The sequence below is a fragment of the Xanthomonas sp. AC360 genome, from assembly GCF_979258225.1.
This window is the reverse complement of the sequence record NZ_OZ409846.1, coordinates 2,721,021-2,737,909: the sequence shown is the minus strand read 5'-3', so window position 1 is coordinate 2,737,909 and position 16,889 is coordinate 2,721,021. Positions and strand designations below refer to the sequence as shown.

Sequence of the window (16,889 nt, the reverse complement as noted above, 5' to 3'; positions counted from 1 at the left end):
CTGTCCGGCTGGCCGCACGAACGCAGTGTGCGCGGCGGCCAAGGACTGTTGGGTGGCGCGCCGTGCGAGCGCGCAGGCGCGCCGACTCAGACGCGCTTGAACACCAGTGTGCCGTTGGTGCCGCCAAAGCCGAAACCGTTGGACATCACCGCATCCACCTGGACTTCGCGCGCCACGTTCGGCACGTAATCCAGGTCGCAGCCTTCGCTGGGTTCTTCCAGGTTGATGGTCGGCGGGATGATGCCGGTATGCAGCGCCATCACCGAGAAGATCGCTTCCACACCGCCGGCAGCGCCGAGCAGGTGGCCGGTCATCGACTTGGTCGAGCTGACCATGGTCTTGTAGGCGTGGTCGCCCAGCGCGCGCTTCATCGCCAATGTTTCGGCCAGATCGCCCAGCGGCGTGGAGGTGCCGTGCGCGTTGAGATAACCGATCTGCTCGGGGTTGAGCTTGGCATCGCGCATGGCGGCCACCATGCTGCGCGCCGCGCCTTCGCCGTCTTCGCTGGGGGCGGTCATGTGGAACGCGTCGGAGCTGGCGCCGAAGCCGACCAACTCGGCATAGATGCGCGCGCCACGCGCCTTGGCGTGTTCGTACTCTTCCAGCACCAGCACGCCGGCGCCGTCGCCCAGCACGAAGCCGTCGCGCTGCTTGTCCCAGGGACGCGATGCAGCGGTGGGGTCGTCGTTACGGGTGGACATCGCCTTCATCGCGCAGAACCCGCCCACCGAGCTCGGCGAGGACCCGCGCTCGGCGCCGCCGGCCAGCATCACGTCGGCATCGCCGTACTGGATCATGCGCATCGCCGTGCCGATCGAGTGATTAGACGTGGCGCACGCCGATACGGCCGAGAACGTCGGGCCCTTCAGGCCTTTGATCAGGCTGACCTGGCCCGGCAACATGTTGATGATGGTGCTGGGCACATAGAACGGCGAAATCTTGCGCGCGCCGCCCTCATGAAATTTGATGGTCTGCTCTTCGATACCGAGCAGCCCGCCGATGCCGGAGCCGAGAATGGCACCAACGCGTTCGGCATTGCTTTCGTCGATGACCAGGCCGGAATCGTCCAGCGCCATGAACGACGCACCGACACCGTAGTGGATGAACGAATCCATCTTTTTGACGTCCTTGGCGGACACAAAAAGCGTGGGGTCGAAATTCTTGATTTCGCCGGCGATCTTGGTGGTGAACTGCGACGCATCGATCTGCGTGATCGGGCCAATGCCTGAGCGCCCGTGGATGATTCCATCCCAGCTGCTGGCCAGATCATTGCCCAGCGGCGACACCATGCCCATGCCGGTAACGACAACACGACGACTCATTGCAGATCTCCTCACCACGGAACGGACGGTGCTTGCGGTTTGCGGGTGACGCTTGAAAAACACAGGGCCGCATCAGCGGCCCCATGGAATGTCTGACGCAGCAGCGGCGTAATGCACGCCACCGCAGTCAGGAACAACGCATCAGCTCTTGACGTGAGCCTTGACGTAGTCGATCGCCTGCTGGACCGACGTGATCTTCTCGGCCTCTTCGTCCGGGATCTCGCACTCGAACTCTTCTTCCAGCGCCATCACCAGCTCGACGGTGTCCAGCGAGTCGGCACCCAGGTCATCGACGAACGATGCGCTGGTGGTGACTTCCTCTTCCTTGACGCCGAGTTGTTCGACGACGATTTTCTTGACGCGTTCTTCGATGGTGCTCATTGGGGATATCGCTCCAGCTGGAGTAGTGGTGGTACGAAAAAAACGCCATCGCCGCTGCGATGGCCGCGTTGGATAGTGTAGTGGAAGCGCCCGAGCCTTGCATTGCATCACAAGTCCCGGCCGATCAGCCACTTAGCGCCTCCCGGCGGCGCACGCTCACGGCATGTACATGCCACCGTTGACGTGCAGGGTCTCGCCGGTGATATAGCGGGCGGTCGGGCCGGCCAGGAACGCCACCGCGTTGGCGATGTCCTCCGGCGCACCCAGATGACCGAGCGCGATCTGCTGCAGCAAGGCGGCCTTGGCCTCCTCCGGCAACGCCTTGGTCATGTCGGTATCGATGAAACCGGGCGCCACCACATTCACGGTAATCCCGCGCGAACCGATTTCCTTGGCCAGCGACTTGGAGAACGCGATGATGCCGGCCTTGGCCGCGGCGTAGTTGGTCTGCCCCGGATTGCCGGTCACACCGACCACCGAGGCGATATTGACGATGCGGCCCTTGCGCGCCTTCATCATGCCGCGCATCACCGCCTTGGAGGTGCGGAACACGCTGGTCAAATTGGTGTCGATGATGGCTTGCCAGTCGTCCTCCTTCATCCGCATCAACAGGTTGTCGCGGGTGATGCCGGCGTTGTTGACCAGAATCGAGATGGCGCCGAATTCCTTGCCGATCGCCTCGATCAGGCCATCGACCGCCGCCCCATCGGTGACGTTGAGTTCGCGACCGTGGCCGCCATGGGCCGCCAGCCGCTCGCCGATGGCCGTGGCGCCGGAGGCCGAGGTGGCGGTACCGATCACGGTGGCGCCCTGGGCGGCCAAGGTGTCGGCAATGGCCGCGCCGATGCCGCGACTGGCGCCGGTGACGAGGGCGATTTCGCCCTGCAGAGGCTTGCTCATGACTACTGTTCCTCAAAGGGGGACGCTGCGATCAGTGCCGCAAGCGTCGAGGGATGCCGGTACCACCGGCATGTGCGTCGGATCAGTGCACCCACGCGTCGAGCGCGCCGGCGTAATCGGCTGGCGTGGCCAGCGGGCGGGCGTCCAGGCTCTTGTCGATGCGCTTGATCAGCCCGCTCAACACCTTGCCCGGGCCGCATTCGGCGATCTTGGTGATGCCCTGGGCCGCCAGCGCCTGCACGCAGCCGGTCCACTGCACCGGGAGGTAGAGCTGCTCGACCAAGGCCTGGCGAATTGCCGCGCTGCCCTCGTGCACGCGCGCATCGACGTTCTGCACCACCGGAATCTGCGGAGCGTGCCAGGCCAACCCAGCCATCGCTTCGCCGAGCTGATTAGCCGCATCGCGCATCAGCGGAGTGTGCGACGGCACGCTCACCGCCAGCTTGACCGCCTTGCGCACGCCGCGCTCGGCCAGCAAGGCCAGCGCACGATACACCGCCGCCGCATCGCCGCCGATCACGATCTGGCCGGGCGAATTGAAGTTGGCCGGCACCACCACCTGGCTGCCTGCCGCCTCAGCGCAGACCTCCAGCACCAGGGCGTCTTCGGCACCAAGCACCGCCGCCATCGCACCGACACCGGCCGGCGCTGCGGCCTGCATGAACTGCCCGCGTAGCCGCACCAAGTGTGCGCCGTCATGCAGCGACAAGGCACCAGAGGCCACCAGCGCGGTGTATTCGCCCAGGCTGTGCCCAGCCAACACAGCCGGGCGCGCGCCACGCTGCGCAGTCCACAGCCGCCACACCGCCACGCCCGCCGCCAGCAGCGCCGGCTGGGTGTACTCGGTGCGGTTGAGCATTTCTTCCGGGCCGCCCTGGGACAGCGCCCAGAGGTCGACACCAGCACCTTCCGAGGCTTCGGCAAACGTTTCGCGAATCTGCGGATGCAATTCGGACAGTTCGGCCAGCATCCCCAAAGACTGCGACCCCTGACCGGGGAAAACGAAGGCGAGAGTGGATTCAGTCACGCGCGGCTGCCAGCAAAAATCGAGCCGGGATGATACGTGCGAAATCGCTCTAGCGTCTGTACTGCCGCGTATGCAGCCCGGCCTGCGACAACACTTGGCCGGGCAGGAACAACCGCCGCCGCAGGCCGAGATGACCATCGGTAAACCGGTCCAGGCAGACCGGCTAATACCGGCGTCAGAGCAAACACACTGCTCAAGTCGGACCCTGCATTGCGTGCGGCAGAGGCTTGCAGAGTGCCCCAACGATGGTCGCGCATGGGCGTATCGGCATCGCAAGACTGCCTCAAAACAAGCGAGCGTTGTTGCTGGGGATCAGCGCAGTTTGGTTACAGCCAAGCCAACTCGCGGACTATTGACCGGATACGCATGCAACTCGCCGATCCGCCGCAAATGAAGAAAGCGCGCGGAATTGCCGCCACTGCGCGACCCAGGGCGCACGGCACCCAAGCCCCAGCAGCATGCGAAGAGATGAAGAGACCGAGCCAGACCGGCCGATTGCAGCGGCAGACGGCTTACGCCGGAGCACGGTCCAGCGATCACAGCGCGTTTGACGTCGGTTCTGCAGGACGCATCGCCCTGACAGCGCCAGACCCTGTCCGCCGAGGCGGCAGGGTCTGCGGAACTCAGTAGCGCAGCAGCGCCGAGCCCCAGGTAAATCCACCACCGAACGCTTCCAGCAGCAACAATTGGCCACGCTGCACGCGACCCGAGCGGACCGCTTCGTCCAGCGCCAGCGGCACCGAGGCCGACGAAGTGTTGCCGTGGCGATCCACGGTGACAACCACCTGCTCCATCGGCAGATCCAGCCGCTTGGCGGTGGCTTCGATGATGCGCAGATTTGCCTGATGCGGGATCAGCCAATCCAGGTCGTGCTTGTCGTAGCCGTTGGCCGCCAGGGTCTCATCGACCACCGAATCCAGCGCCTTGACCGCATATTTGAAGACGTCGTTGCCCTTCATCAGCAACGTACCGCCGCCATTCTTGCCTTCGCCGAAACCAACCGATACGCCCACCGGGTCCCACAGCAGCTCTTTCTTGCTGCCGTCGGCATGCAGATGGGTGCTGAGGATGCCGGTCTCTTCGTCGGCTTTAAGGATCACCGCGCCAGCGCCGTCGCCAAACAGCACGCAGGTGGTGCGGTCGGTCCAGTCGACGATACGGGTCAGCGTTTCCGCACCTACCACCAGCACGGTCTTTGCATCGCCGCTGCGCACGAACTTGTCGGCCACGCTGAGCGCGTAGACAAAGCCCGAACAGGCGGCATTGACGTCCATCGCTCCGCAACCGACGTTGCCCAGCCGCGCCTGCAGCAGGCAGGCAGTGGACGGGAAGATCAGGTCGGGCGTGGTGGTGCCGATGACGATCAGATCGATCTCGTCGGCGGTGACACCGGCCGCTTCCATCGCCTTCAGCGAGGCGAAATACGCCAGATCGCTGGTGGTCTGGTCGTCGGCGACGATGTGACGCTCACGGATACCAGTGCGCGAGAAGATCCATTCATCGCTGGTGTCGACGATCTTGGACATGTCGTCGTTGGTCAACACCTTTTCGGGCAAATAGCTACCCGTGCCCGCGATTCTGGAATAGATCCGCTTGCTCATGCTGTTTCCTGATGCAAGAGCCGCGGTGATTGGCGGCTCCGGAAGTATCGAGGGTCACCCGCCAACAAAACTGCGGCGGGCGCCACGGATCAATCTTCTTGGACGGCCGACGACTTGGTCGTGATCACCTTCTTGCCGCGGTAATAACCGTCAGCGGTGATGTGGTGGCGCAGATGAATCTCGCCGCTGGTCGGATCGGTCGACAGCTGCTTGGCGGTGAGGGCATCGTGCGAACGACGCTGGCCGCGACGCGACGGGGTGACACGGGATTTCTGCACAGCCATGGGATTGCTCCAACTTTAGTTCGATAACTTGTCTGTTGAGTCGAACAGCACGCTCTACGCCCGCGTCGACCTGTCTTTCCGCCCTTAACAGCGGCGGTTACTGTTTCTTCAACGCTGCCAGCGCCGCGAACGGACTGGCCTTGTCTTGCTCTTCCTGGCTCGGCACCCACTCTGCCTCGACGGCCTCGCTGCCCGGCGCCATCGGCACCACTGGCACCGACAGCACCAGTTCGTCCTCCACCAGATCCACCGCCCGCAACATGCCGTCATCGGGCACCAGCAAGGCTTCGTAATCGAGTGGCAACGCGGACTCTTCGTCTTCGTTGCGGATCAGGCCAAGACGCTGCCTGATCTGCACCGGATACAGAAAACGCTGCAAGGTGCGCTGGCAGGCCAACGGCAGCTCGACATCGATGCTGAGTTCGACATAGGCGACCTTGAGCAGATCGTCCTGATCGAACTGAAGCGAATAAACACATTCGCCATCGGTATCGACCAGACTCCCCTGCAAGCGGGTCATCGCAGATAGCGGGATGCGGCCATCGAAGCGCCTGCGCGCTGCGACCATCCGCCAAGCATCCAGCATTTCGGGTACGTTCGCGGACATAAGCCGCAGAATGTTAAAGACCCGCAGTAGCCATGTCAAATGCACCCATTCACACGTGCTGCGCGGCATGCGGGCTGGCAGACTCCCCTGCCCCTCCTTTTCGGCGCTCATGATGCCACGCCTGATCCTTGCCTCTACCTCCGTCTACCGGCGCGAGCTGCTCGGCCGCCTGCAACTGGACTTCACCACCGCCCGCCCGGAGGTCGATGAGCAGGCGCTGCCGGACGAGGCGCCGAGCGCGCTGGCCAGCCGCCTGGCTGCCGAAAAGGCCGCCGCAGTGGCCGCGCATGCGCCCGACGCCTGGGTCATCGGCTCGGACCAGGTCGCCGATCTGGACGGCCGCGCCCTGGGCAAACCGGGAACCCTGGACCAGGCCCGCGCGCAGCTAGGCGCCATGTCCGGGCGCGTGGTGCGTTTCCACACCGCCGTCAGCCTGATCGGCCCTGCTCACCACCTGCACGCGCTGGATGTCACCGAGGTACAGCTGCGCCCGCTGACACCGGTGGAGATCGAACGCTACCTGGCCGCCGAACCGGCACTGGATTGCGCCGGCAGCTTCAAATGCGAAGGCCTGGGCATCAGCCTGTTCGATGCGATTCGCTCGGAAGACCCCACCGCGCTGGTCGGCCTGCCGCTGATCGCGCTGGCGCGGCTGTTGCGGCAGGAGGGGTTTGACCTGCCTTAAGGGCGATTGCCAATTATCGCTGATGAGCCAGCAAACCTGATCCACCCTGCGGCCAAAGTGCTAATCAATTAGCAGGACAGTCGACATGCAAGCCACGACAGCGAAGCTGGAACCAGGCCTTGCCATCTACCCTGCAAGCCCGCAAGCAAGCAGGCGCGACAGTGCGTACCGATCACCTCATCCAAAAGGCGTCGCCATCTCCCACAAGGGCGTTATCGCACATCAGTAGCCGGCGCGATGCCAATGCATCTAATTTGAAATCGAATCGAACCGCTGAGCCAACATTCAGAACAATTACGAACCGTGGTTTTGGCGATATCGACTACCGCACCTGGATCGACCACCATCCTTAAACCATCCAAACGGCATAGCCAAGATGAATTCACCTGCCGTTTTCGGCGCAGGCACTGTATTCACCCTTTTTCGACCAAGACCTGATTGTGCACATCAAACAAAGCAGACATAAATGACTCCATCATTTCATTCCATCGAATGAATACGTAAGGAACCAAGAGCGTCTTCAATAAAATATAATGGCCTCTGCTTTGCTTCGTCATACAGCCTACCGAGATATTCTCCAATCAGGCCCAATGCCGTCAACTGGATTCCGCCCAGAAACAAGATCACTGCCATCATCGTTGGCCAGCCAGCGACCGGATCGCCCCAGACACAGGCTTTTATAACGATCCAGCAAGCAAACAGCAGTGAAAACACAGCAGTGAGCAACCCCACATAAGTGGCAACACGCAATGGCACAGTCGAAAATCCCGTGATGCCGTCGAGCGCGAGATTCCACAACTTCCAGAAGGTGAACTTTGAGGTACCCGACAAGCGAGCTGCGCGGCGGTAAGTCACGGCCTTCTGGCGGTAACCGATCCAGCCAAACAAACCCTTCATGAAGCGGCCACGCTCGCGCATGTGGCGCAAGGCAGCAAGCGCTCGCGCAGACAGCAAGCGAAAATCACCGGTATTAGCGGGAACCGGCGTCTTCGACAACCTACCAATCACTTGATAAAAAGCAGCCGCAGAGGCACGTTTTAGCCAGTGCTCACCGTCACGCGCGAGGCGGGTACCGAAAACATTATCGTAGCCCTGCCGCCAGTACGCGACAAACTCGGGAATCAACTCTGGTGGATCCTGTCCATCGGCATCAAGGATGAATGCAGCACCTTTCGTGACCCGATCAAGCGCTGCAGTCAGCGCGACCTCCTTGCCAAAGTTACGCGACAAACGGATCGCCGAAACCCGTGCATCGCCACCTACCAGTTCGCACAACACCTGCCATGTCGCATCCTGGCTACCATCGTCGACATACAACAATGCAACCTGTACATCGTCGAGCTGTTCGAGCACCTGCATAATGCGCGGATGCAGCAGCGGCAGAGTGGCAGCCTCGTTGTAGGCAGCCACCACCACGGTCAAGCACTCTTTTTCAACCAATCTCTCAGCCAGATTCTGCAATTCACCCTCCAGCGCCTCATACCTACGACTCGGCAAGTTCCTGACAGTCGAAATACTAAAGAGATCGACGCATTTAATGTATGCAAAGAGCGGCAAATGACACGTCACGAATGGCGGTCAGGCACTCGCTGGCAGCACGAAATAAGTTGCATTGCACATGCGACACATGCCGATTCCGAGCACCGGCCGCACCCGCATGACGACTGCATAGCCCGTTTTTTTAGCAACTTCAAAGCGGCTGGTCTTCGAATGGGGCGAAACCATACCTGTGCCAAGTGCGGAGACGCTCTTCGGCGAACTTGCTGCGCCAGTCGTAGGCTTCCGTCAACACCTGCTGATCAACGTGAGGGTAACCCTGCTGAATCTGCACAGCGATTCTCTGAGAGCGCTCACTTACCTTCACGGCCTTCTTTGCCAAGTGAAGGCCGTTGAACGCAGCAGCACAAACACATAGCAGCAACAGTGCTCTCACCCAAGGCCAGTGAGGCGCATCACGGAAAGCCGCCAGCATGACTCCAAACCAACCGATCCAGAATAGGATGGAAAAACTCGCATACCGAGGCATGAAACCATGTTCGGCGCCGAAAAGCGTTGCACGTCCCCATGCCGTCATAATCGCGAACCCCACCGACAACGCCATGAGGCTCACCCACGGCACAAGATCCTCTCTCAATCGCACCCGGAAGATCGCCCATATTGCAGTACCCATTGCGATGACGGCAAATACCGGCGCCATTTCATTAGAGAAATGCATCAGGCCGCTACCCAAATAATTCAACACATATCTGGACAGCGTGACGATATCCGGGTTCTCGACGAATGATCCAGCATTCCCGCCGCGCAACAACATGAAGAGCCAGATCACTGCAACCAACCATGGCAGACACATCGAGAGGCGCAGCCCCAAGGGATGACTCCGATGCCGAATGATCAACCACACTGAGACGGGGAAAGCTGCTAAAGCAGTAGAAAAACCGAGCACACCCACGGTGGCGCAGACCACCGCACACAAATTTGCAGGCCATCGCAGGGTGGCACTGGTTAACAAGTAGACCGGTGCGATGACACCCAATAGGCTAACGAATACTGCGACCTGCCAACCCCACTGCAAATTAATGAGATGCGCGGGATACAGCGCGAGAAAAACAAAGACAAGTATCCACCCAGGACTCAAGCGACCTTCGAATTCACGAATAGCCATCCGCACCAGAAGCAAGCCACAGACAGCCAGAACAGCCACACTTACAAGACAATCGAGCCATGTTTGTCCATGGGAGACCCAGGTCGTCAGTAGCAAAATTGCGTACGCTGCAGTGTGAAGATGACTACCGTCGTGCACCTTCCAAAATTCGGACGCACCCAGGTCACCGTCTTGCCACGCTTGATAGATCGGAACGATATCCAAATGGTCCCAAAGCAGGATTGGGATATGCCACCTGAGCGTCAACCATACCAAGACCATAGCGCTCAGAATAAAGCCCCCCCACACGTGGCGATTTAACTTCGAACGCTCAAGATTTCCTTGTGTAAAACGTGTAACCACGCTTCCGGCTGATTTAGGCGCATGCATTTACAATCTTCCCATTTACGAAATTCATTAGCGAATTAACGGCAAATCTTTATCCGTATCTGCCGCTCTATTCAGAGCACTCCCCTCGGCGCTCGAACTCTACTGCCCAACATCACTTGTGACAGTAAGCGGCTGCTCCCACCACTCCTCGACGCTGCCGTCGCGGCCGTGCAGGCGCAGTCCCAGCCAATGCGTGCCGGGCGGCAGCGCGTGCGTGTCGAGCGTGGCGGAGAAGCCGACATTGGGGTGCTGCGGGTCGGTGGAAATCTTCCAGTACGGGCGGACGTCCATCGGGCTGCCGTAGTCGGCCTGCGCGACCGGGCGACCATCGAGCAGCAACTCCACATCGGCCAGGCCAACGCCGTCCTTGAACGCCCAACCGCGCACCTGGACCTGGCCGGCCACGCGCACATCCGGTAGCGGCGTATCGATCCAGGCCATCGCCGGGGCGATGCACGGCCCGGGCGCGCGTTGCGCCGGCAGTGCGAACAGCAGAAAACGTTGATACCCGTGATCGGTGGACACCACCGTGGGCGGTGGCAACGGCCCGACCATGTCGCAGATGGCGTGATAGCGCTTGAGCAGATCGCGGTAACGCTGATCGCTGGGCGACAGCACCAGCAGACGCGGGCCATCACGGCGTCCGTCGCTGAGCAGGCCCCATTGCTGCAATTGCGCGCTGCGCCCGTGCTTGTCGTTCAAGTCGGCGCGCAACACCTCGATCTGTGCGTCGTGCAATTGAAATCCGAGTTCGGCGCCCACCTTGAAATTTTCTGCCAGCACGCGCGTGCCCGGCGGCATCTGCGCCAACTGGCGTTTGACCGCACGCGCCAGACCGTTCCAGCCGGCAAAATTGCGTGGGTAGTATTTTTCGCCAGCCGCATGCGCACGGATCGACGGCACCGAGACCGCCAGGTAATAGCCGTAGGCACCCAGTGTGCCGAGCAGCGCGATCAGCCAAGCGGCACGGCGCAGCGAATGCGGCCAGCGCATCAGGATCACCGGCACCGCCACCAGCAATGCGAAATAGCCAGGCAACGGCCAATGGAAGCTGATCCGCTCGGCATCGCTGAAGAAGCCGAGCACGAAGATCGCCACGGTCGAGATGCCGCCCAGCAAGCCGAAATAGCGCCACTGCGCACGCGACCCGCCGCCGGCACGCGTGCCGGCCAGACTGACCTTGACCATCGCCCAGGCCAGTAGCGGCGTCACCGCCACCGTCTGGATCAGCAAGAACCACAGCCCGCTGATCTGGAACCGCCACGGATGCCGGTCGACCAACTGGAAGCGCAGCCCGGCCTCGTCGTGGTCGGTATTCCAGAACAGCAGCGGCAGCCAGCTCACCGCACCCACGGTCAGCGCCAGCCAGATGCGCGGATCGCGCAGCACCGCGCGCCCCTGCGGAATGCACAGCAACGCGATGCAGCCCATGCCGATCACACCGACGAAGCGGTAGTGGCTGAGCGCGCCGATGACCAGACCGATCGCCAGCTCCAGCGCGCTGGTGGCATCGACCTCGCGCAGCAGCCGTGCACCGGCATCCATGCACAACACCGCCGCCAGCGCCATCGGCACGTCCGGCACGGCCAGGATGCCGAGCGTGGCCGACAGTGGCATCAGGAGCGTCAAACTGCCGGCCTGCCAGCCCAGCGTGGAGCCGAACCAGCGCGTGGCGATGTGCGCGATCAGCCATGGCAGCAGCGCGGCGATGGCCAGAAACGGCAGCCGCAACGCCAGCAGATGGTGCCCGCCAACCTCCACACCCAGGCGCGCCAGCCAGGCAGTCATTCCCGGCAGATCCGAATAGGCCGCGGCCAGGTGCTGGCCTTCCTGCCAATAAAACGCTTCGTCCACGAACAACGGCAGCCGTGCGGCAATCAACAGCTTGACGGCCGTCGCCAGTGTCCACAGGATCACGAAGGTGCGATGTGCCCGTTGGTCCCCCTGCATTGCCCTGTGCACTCTTCTTTTCACCTACGGAATTGTGATGTCGACACCGCTGCGTTCCACGGAAATGCTAACCGATGCGCTGCGCCAATCGCTGCGGCGCGCGCAAGACCAGGTCAATTCGCTGTTGTTGGGCAAGGCGCAGGAAGTGCGATTGGCGTTCGTGGCGCTGCTGTCCGGGGGACATCTGTTGATCGAAGACCTGCCCGGCCTGGGCAAGACCACCCTGGCCCACGCCATGGCCTCCAGCCTGGGATTGGGCTTCCAGCGCGTGCAGTTCACCTCCGACCTGCTGCCGGCCGATGTGCTGGGCGTGTCGGTGTACGACGCGGCCTCGCGCCAGTTCCAGTTCCACCCCGGCCCGGTGTTCACCCATGTGCTGCTGGCCGACGAGATCAATCGCGCGCCGCCGCGCACGCAGAGCTCGCTACTGGAAGCCATGGCCGAACAACAGGTCACCCTGGACGGCGTGACGCATGCCTTGCCGGAACCGTTCTTCGTGATCGCCACGCAGAATCCGGTCGACCTGTCCGGCACGTTTCCGTTGCCGGATTCGCAGCTGGATCGCTTTCTGCTACGGCTCAGCCTGGGCTACCCCAGCGCCGATGCCGAGCGCGAGCTCCTGTCCGGGGTGGACCGACGCGAACTGATCGCCCAGGCCGCACCGCAGCTCAGCGATACCGAGGTGGTCGCGCTGCGTGCGGGGGTCAATCAGATCCACACTAGCGATGCCTTGATCGGCTACGTGCAGGCGCTGCTGCTGCGTAGCCGCCAGCACGCCGGGGTACGCGTGGGCCTGTCGCCACGTGCCGGCATCGCGCTGCTGCGCGCCGCCAAGGCGTATGCGCTGTTGCTCGGACGCGAGCATGTGCTGCCGGAAGACGTACAGGCGCTGTTCGTGGCCGTGGCCGGGCATCGGCTGGTGCCGGAAGCAGAATCGTCCTCCGGGCCGGCACTGGCCAAGGCGCTGCTGCACAGCGTGCCGGTGGACTGACACACGTGCGTGCACCCTTGCGCGGCATCGGCCGCCGGCTCAGCCTGCTGGCCCATCCGCGGGGAGCGGAAGCGTTGCCGATCGTGCTGGATCGGCGGCGTATCTATGTGTTGCCGACCCGCTTCGGGTTGTTCATCACCGCCTTGCTGTTGGCGATGCTGCTGGGCGCGTTGAACTACAACAACAACCCGGCGTTGCTGCTGGCCTTGCTGCTGGCCACCGCCGGGATCGCCAGCAGCATCATGGCGCATCTGCAGTTGTCGGCGCTGCGCATCGAAGCGGTCTCGGCCGAACCTGTGGTGGCCGGCGAGCCGCTGCGCATGCGGGTGTCGCTGGCACGTCGCGATACCCGCGTGCGGCGCGGGCTGCGGCTGGACCATCTGCAAAGCAGCGGTTTCTGTTCGCTGGTCGAGCACGAGATGGCCGACGTCGACCTGCTGGTGCCCACCACGCAGCGCGGCTGGCAGGACATCGAACGCATCCGGCTGTCGAGCACCCAGCCGCTGGGCCTGGTGCGGGCCTGGTCTTGGGTGTGGCCGGAAACCCCGCTACTGGCCTACCCCAAACCCGAAGACCACGGCCCCACGCTGCCCGACGGCGCCGGTTCGCCCAACCAGACCCGCCTGCACGCGCAAGGCGAGGAACTGCATCAGCTGCGCCCATATCGCGCCGGCGATGCGCCGCGCACGATTTCCTGGAAGCATTCCGCGCGTCGCGACACCTTGCTGGTGCGCGAATACGAACAGCCGCTGGGCATCGAAGTGACGCTCGACTGGCGCACGCTGCACGCGCTGCCGTACGAACGCCGCATCGCGCGGCTTGCCCGCTGGGTCAATCTGGCCGAGCGCGACGGGCGGCGTTATCGCCTGCTGCTGCCAGGCCAGCCACCACTGGGGCCTGCGCAAGGCCCGTCCCACCAGCACTTGTGCCTGCGCGCCCTGGCGCTGCTTCCTCATGACTGAGCCATCCCTCCCGATCAGCCAGCCCAGCCGCGGCTGGGTCCTGGCCACCAGCTGGCTGGCACTGGCGCCGTTATTGCTGCAGCTGCCCGGCCTGCTCGCTATCACCATTGCGGTAGCCGCGGTCCTGGTCGGCGTGCTGAGCTGGCGCGGCACCGTGATGGCGCCGGTGCGGGTATTGCTGGTGATCGCAATGCTGGCGGCGGTGTACTGGCAGATCGGCATGCGCTTCGGCCGCGATACCGGCTGTGCGGTGCTTGCCGCGATGCTGGCGATCAAGGCCTCCGAACTGCGCACCCTGCGCGATGCGCGCAGCCTGCTCGGCTTTGCCTTGTTCGCGCCATTTGCGGCATTCCTGCTCGACCAGGGCCCGGCAACCATGGGCCTGGCGCTGCTGGCAGTGGTCAGCGCCTTGCTCAGCATGCAGCGGCTGGCCGACGAGGAGCATCGCACCCGCACGCCTTCGCTACGCCTGCAGTTGCGCGGGATCGGCAAGCTGGTCGCCATCGGGGTGCCACTGGCGCTGGCAACGTTCTGGTTGCTGCCGCGCCTGAGTTCGCCGCTGTGGGGCGTGCCCGAGCGCGCACTGTCCCGGCCTGGACTCTCGGACAACATGTCGCCAGGCGAATGGATCGACCTGATGGCCGACGACAGCCCGGCCTTGCGCGTGCAATTCACGGGCAAGGCGCCACCGCCGCCGCAGCGCTACTGGCGTGGGCCGGTGATGTGGGATTTCGACGGCCGCACCTGGCAGCGCGCGCGCTGGACCGGTCGTGGCCAACCCGCGTCGGTCACGTCCGGCCCGCAGACCTATCGTTATCGACTGGATTACGAGCCCACCGATCGTCGCCAATTGGTGTCGCTGGACCTGCCGACCCAGGGCGTGGCCGACGCCGAGCTGTCGCCCGATTACGAACTGTTCGCGCAGCGGCCATTGAGCGCACTGACCCGCTGGGAGTTGCAATCGGCGCCACCGGCACGTTTCGATACCGACCTGCCCGATCAGTTGCGCAAACGCGCCTTGGCGCTGCCGCCCGGCTTCAATCCGCGCACCGTTGCGCTTGCCAGGCAATGGCGGGCCGACGCCGGCAACAACGACGATGCCGTCGTGCAGCGCGCACTGGGGTGGATCACCCGCGAATTCGCCTACACGCTGGACACGCCACTGCTTGGCCGCAATAGCGTGGATGAATTCCTGTTTCAGCAAAAAGCCGGGTTTTGCGAGCACTTCAGCTCCTCGTTCGTGGTGCTAATGCGCGCCGCCGGCATCCCCGCGCGCGTGGTCACCGGCTATGCGGGTGGCACCTACAACGGGCTGGGCAACTACTGGGTGGTGCGCCGCATGGATGCGCATGCGTGGACCGAGGTGTGGCTGGCCGGCCGCGGCTGGGTGCGTGTGGACCCCACTGCCGCCGTGGCGCCGGAACGCATCTACGACACGCTGGAAGATCGCCTGCAAACCGATGGCAACAATTTTGCCCAGCTCGGCACCTGGGCCGGCCTGGGCCAGGTCAGCGACTGGCTGCGGCGTGGCTGGAACGATCTGGTGCTGTCCTTCAATGCAGACCGCCAACAACGGCTGCTGCAGCCGTTCGGCATCGACCGTCTGGAGCCCACCCAGCTGGCCACCATCTTCGGCGTGTTCGCGGTCAGCGCACTGGCGTGGATGAGCTGGCTGCTGGCGCGCGGCGAACGCGAACGCGACCCGCTGCTGCGCGCCTGGCACCGGCTGAGCCGGCGCTACGGCAAGCTGGGCCTTGCCCGCGAACTGCACGAACCGGCCATCGCCTGGGCGCAACGCGTCGCCCGCACCCACCCCGACACCACACTGTTGGCACTCAGCCAACGTTTCGCTGCCGCGCGCTACGCTGGCGCTGATTCGGACAGCGCCTCACTCCTCAAAGATCTGCAGCAGCATCGCCCGCGAACCGGAGTTTCCTCATGAGTACCCGCTTTCTTTTTCCCATTGTCGCCGTGCTCGGGCTCGCAGCCTGCGCCACCGCGCCCAAGCCGCTGCAGGGCCAGTTCCCCACGGTCAGCCCGAGCGATTCCACTGCCAGCGCGCAGCTCGGCACTTCGGTGCGCTGGGGCGGCAAGATCATCCAGACCAAGCCGAGCCAGGGCCAGACCTGCTTCGAGTTGATCTCGCGCCCGCTCAACGCCAGCGGCCGCCCGGACCGCAATGCCGTGGATGCCAGCGATGGCCGCTTCCTGGCCTGCCGCTCGGGCTTCTATGACCCGGCGGTGTTCGAACCCGGCCGCGAAGTCACCTTCATCGGCAAGATCGAAGGCTATGAGACCACCAAGATCGGCGAGTACGACTACAAGCTGCCCAAGGTGGCGGCGGATGTGGTCTACCTGTGGCCGGAAGTGCGCGACGTCGACGTGATTCAGGCGTACCCGTACGGCCCCTGGGGCGACCCGTGGGGTCCGCGCTGGGGCGGCGGCTGGGGCTGGGGCCGCGGCTGGTGGTAATCGGCTGCTGAGTCAACTGTGATGCAAAACGCCGCTCTTTAAAGAGCGGCGTTTTTGTTTGCGCGGGCGAGCTGCCGGCATTAGCGCGTTTTTGCTGGATTCTTACTTCGCCATTTCGCCAGCCCCGGCGCTGCGTGGGCGCAACAAGCCCTGCTGGAACCGCGACGACTGCGCGGATGCTGTGAGCGCAGGCTTGTGTACATCGGCTCGCAACCGCAGCACTGGCGATTGGCGATTGGCGATGCTCACCCCTGGCCTGCCCTTTCCGCTCGATAACCTGTTTGGTCACATCGGTGGCAAGGCCAAGCGCTTCCGTCAGGGCGTGCCGAAGCGGCCCAGCGGTGCACCGGCCAGCAGATGCAGATGGATATGAAACACCGTCTGCCCGGCATGCTCGCGGCAATTCATCACAATGCGGTAGCCGTCCTGCGCCAGGCCCTGCTCACGTGCGTACGCGGCAGCGGCGAGCGCCAACTTGCCGACCAGCAACGCTTGCTCAGGCGGGACGTCGTCCAGGGTGGGAATGGCGTGCAGCTTGGGAATGAAGAGCACATGCACCGGCGCCTGCGGCGCGATGTCTTCAAAGCCCAGCACCTCGTCGTCTTCGTAAACGATGGTGGCCGGGATTTCGCGACGGATGATCTTGCTGAAGATGGTGTCGGACATGGCGAGGGAT

The 16,889-nt window shown here is 63.4% G+C and carries 16 protein-coding genes; 5 read left to right on the top strand and 11 right to left on the bottom strand.

All coding sequences use genetic code 11. The features are described 5' to 3' along the window. Positions 1-86 precede the first annotated feature (86 nt). From fabF to ACZZ0O_RS11835, 7 genes are all read right to left on the bottom strand, one after another. Positions 87-1,322 (bottom strand): beta-ketoacyl-ACP synthase II, encoded by a 1,236-nt coding sequence (gene fabF / locus ACZZ0O_RS11865; RefSeq protein ID WP_055845825.1) that lies wholly within the window; start codon positions 1,320-1,322, stop codon positions 87-89. A gap of 141 nt (positions 1,323-1,463) precedes the next feature. Beyond that, positions 1,464-1,703 carry an acyl carrier protein gene (gene acpP, locus ACZZ0O_RS11860; RefSeq protein ID WP_002814322.1) on the bottom strand — a complete coding sequence of 80 codons (240 nt, stop codon included), beginning with the start codon at positions 1,701-1,703 and terminating at the stop codon, positions 1,464-1,466. 156 nt (positions 1,704-1,859) lie between these two features. Further along, positions 1,860-2,603, bottom strand: coding sequence for a 3-oxoacyl-ACP reductase FabG (fabG, locus tag ACZZ0O_RS11855; protein ID WP_463590839.1), 744 nt, complete (start codon positions 2,601-2,603; stop codon positions 1,860-1,862). A gap of 82 nt (positions 2,604-2,685) precedes the next feature. Beyond that, a complete protein-coding gene (gene fabD / locus ACZZ0O_RS11850; RefSeq protein ID WP_463590838.1) occupies positions 2,686-3,630 on the bottom strand; it encodes an ACP S-malonyltransferase in 945 nt (314 codons plus the stop codon). A 623-nt stretch (positions 3,631-4,253) separates the two neighbouring features. Next, positions 4,254-5,231, bottom strand: coding sequence for a beta-ketoacyl-ACP synthase III (locus ACZZ0O_RS11845; RefSeq protein WP_055845834.1), 978 nt, complete (start codon positions 5,229-5,231; stop codon positions 4,254-4,256). A gap of 89 nt (positions 5,232-5,320) precedes the next feature. Then, complete coding sequence (gene rpmF / locus ACZZ0O_RS11840; RefSeq protein ID WP_010368401.1) at positions 5,321-5,515, bottom strand: 50S ribosomal protein L32; 195 nt, start codon at positions 5,513-5,515, stop codon at positions 5,321-5,323. Positions 5,516-5,612: 97 nt separating this feature from the next. Then, positions 5,613-6,122: a YceD family protein gene (locus ACZZ0O_RS11835; RefSeq protein WP_055845836.1), complete on the bottom strand. Its 510-nt coding sequence runs from the start codon at positions 6,120-6,122 to the stop codon at positions 5,613-5,615. Between the two features lie 109 nt (positions 6,123-6,231). Between ACZZ0O_RS11835 and ACZZ0O_RS11830 the strand changes: the two genes are divergently transcribed. Continuing rightward, the gene (locus ACZZ0O_RS11830) at positions 6,232-6,807 is read left to right on the top strand and encodes a Maf family protein (protein WP_463590837.1); all 576 of its coding nucleotides are present in this window, start codon (positions 6,232-6,234) and stop codon (positions 6,805-6,807) included. Positions 6,808-7,287: 480 nt separating this feature from the next. On the opposite strand, the gene ACZZ0O_RS11825 is transcribed toward ACZZ0O_RS11830, so the two are convergent. From ACZZ0O_RS11825 to ACZZ0O_RS11815, 3 genes are all read right to left on the bottom strand, one after another. After that, a complete protein-coding gene (locus ACZZ0O_RS11825) occupies positions 7,288-8,268 on the bottom strand; it encodes a glycosyltransferase family 2 protein (RefSeq protein WP_463590836.1) in 981 nt (326 codons plus the stop codon). A gap of 229 nt (positions 8,269-8,497) precedes the next feature. Next, positions 8,498-9,838 carry a hypothetical protein gene (locus ACZZ0O_RS11820; RefSeq protein WP_463590835.1) on the bottom strand — a complete coding sequence of 447 codons (1,341 nt, stop codon included), beginning with the start codon at positions 9,836-9,838 and terminating at the stop codon, positions 8,498-8,500. A 99-nt stretch (positions 9,839-9,937) separates the two neighbouring features. After that, a complete protein-coding gene (locus ACZZ0O_RS11815) occupies positions 9,938-11,788 on the bottom strand; it encodes a glycosyltransferase family 39 protein (protein WP_463590834.1) in 1,851 nt (616 codons plus the stop codon). Between the two features lie 37 nt (positions 11,789-11,825). Between ACZZ0O_RS11815 and ACZZ0O_RS11810 the strand changes: the two genes are divergently transcribed. From ACZZ0O_RS11810 to ACZZ0O_RS11795, 4 genes are read left to right on the top strand one after another with little or no spacing between them, the layout of a single operon-like run. Further along, positions 11,826-12,779, top strand: a complete 954-nt coding sequence (locus ACZZ0O_RS11810; RefSeq protein ID WP_323537942.1) for an AAA family ATPase — start codon at positions 11,826-11,828, stop codon at positions 12,777-12,779. 5 nt (positions 12,780-12,784) lie between these two features. Then, positions 12,785-13,741: a DUF58 domain-containing protein gene (locus tag ACZZ0O_RS11805; RefSeq protein ID WP_463590833.1), complete on the top strand. Its 957-nt coding sequence runs from the start codon at positions 12,785-12,787 to the stop codon at positions 13,739-13,741. Next, positions 13,734-15,683 (top strand): transglutaminase TgpA family protein, encoded by a 1,950-nt coding sequence (locus ACZZ0O_RS11800; protein WP_463590832.1) that lies wholly within the window; start codon positions 13,734-13,736, stop codon positions 15,681-15,683. The genes ACZZ0O_RS11805 and ACZZ0O_RS11800 overlap by 8 nt, the downstream gene beginning before the upstream one ends. Then, positions 15,680-16,213, top strand: coding sequence for a Slp family lipoprotein (locus tag ACZZ0O_RS11795; RefSeq protein WP_055845858.1), 534 nt, complete (start codon positions 15,680-15,682; stop codon positions 16,211-16,213). The genes ACZZ0O_RS11800 and ACZZ0O_RS11795 overlap by 4 nt, the downstream gene beginning before the upstream one ends. A 315-nt stretch (positions 16,214-16,528) precedes the next feature. On the opposite strand, the gene ACZZ0O_RS11790 is transcribed toward ACZZ0O_RS11795, so the two are convergent. Next, positions 16,529-16,879, bottom strand: a complete 351-nt coding sequence (locus tag ACZZ0O_RS11790) for a histidine triad nucleotide-binding protein (RefSeq protein ID WP_055845861.1) — start codon at positions 16,877-16,879, stop codon at positions 16,529-16,531. Positions 16,880-16,889: the final 10 nt, after the last annotated feature.

Bases quoted from the DNA above. Each gene is read 5' to 3' on its own strand.
- fabF (WP_055845825.1), bottom strand. From the start codon at position 1,322: ATGAGTCGTCGTGTTGTCGTTACCGGCATGGGCATGGTGTCGCCGCTG.
- acpP (WP_002814322.1), bottom strand. From the start codon at position 1,703: ATGAGCACCATCGAAGAACGCGTCAAGAAAATCGTCGTCGAACAACTC.
- fabG (WP_463590839.1), bottom strand. From the start codon at position 2,603: ATGAGCAAGCCTCTGCAGGGCGAAATCGCCCTCGTCACCGGCGCCAGT.
- ACZZ0O_RS11845 (WP_055845834.1), bottom strand. From the start codon at position 5,231: ATGAGCAAGCGGATCTATTCCAGAATCGCGGGCACGGGTAGCTATTTG.
- rpmF (WP_010368401.1), bottom strand. From the start codon at position 5,515: ATGGCTGTGCAGAAATCCCGTGTCACCCCGTCGCGTCGCGGCCAGCGT.
- ACZZ0O_RS11835 (WP_055845836.1), bottom strand. From the start codon at position 6,122: ATGTCCGCGAACGTACCCGAAATGCTGGATGCTTGGCGGATGGTCGCA.
- ACZZ0O_RS11830 (WP_463590837.1), top strand. From the start codon at position 6,232: ATGATGCCACGCCTGATCCTTGCCTCTACCTCCGTCTACCGGCGCGAG.
- ACZZ0O_RS11820 (WP_463590835.1), bottom strand. From the start codon at position 9,838: ATGCATGCGCCTAAATCAGCCGGAAGCGTGGTTACACGTTTTACACAA.
- ACZZ0O_RS11815 (WP_463590834.1), bottom strand. From the start codon at position 11,788: ATGCAGGGGGACCAACGGGCACATCGCACCTTCGTGATCCTGTGGACA.
- ACZZ0O_RS11810 (WP_323537942.1), top strand. From the start codon at position 11,826: ATGTCGACACCGCTGCGTTCCACGGAAATGCTAACCGATGCGCTGCGC.
- ACZZ0O_RS11800 (WP_463590832.1), top strand. From the start codon at position 13,734: ATGACTGAGCCATCCCTCCCGATCAGCCAGCCCAGCCGCGGCTGGGTC.
- ACZZ0O_RS11795 (WP_055845858.1), top strand. From the start codon at position 15,680: ATGAGTACCCGCTTTCTTTTTCCCATTGTCGCCGTGCTCGGGCTCGCA.
- ACZZ0O_RS11790 (WP_055845861.1), bottom strand. From the start codon at position 16,879: ATGTCCGACACCATCTTCAGCAAGATCATCCGTCGCGAAATCCCGGCC.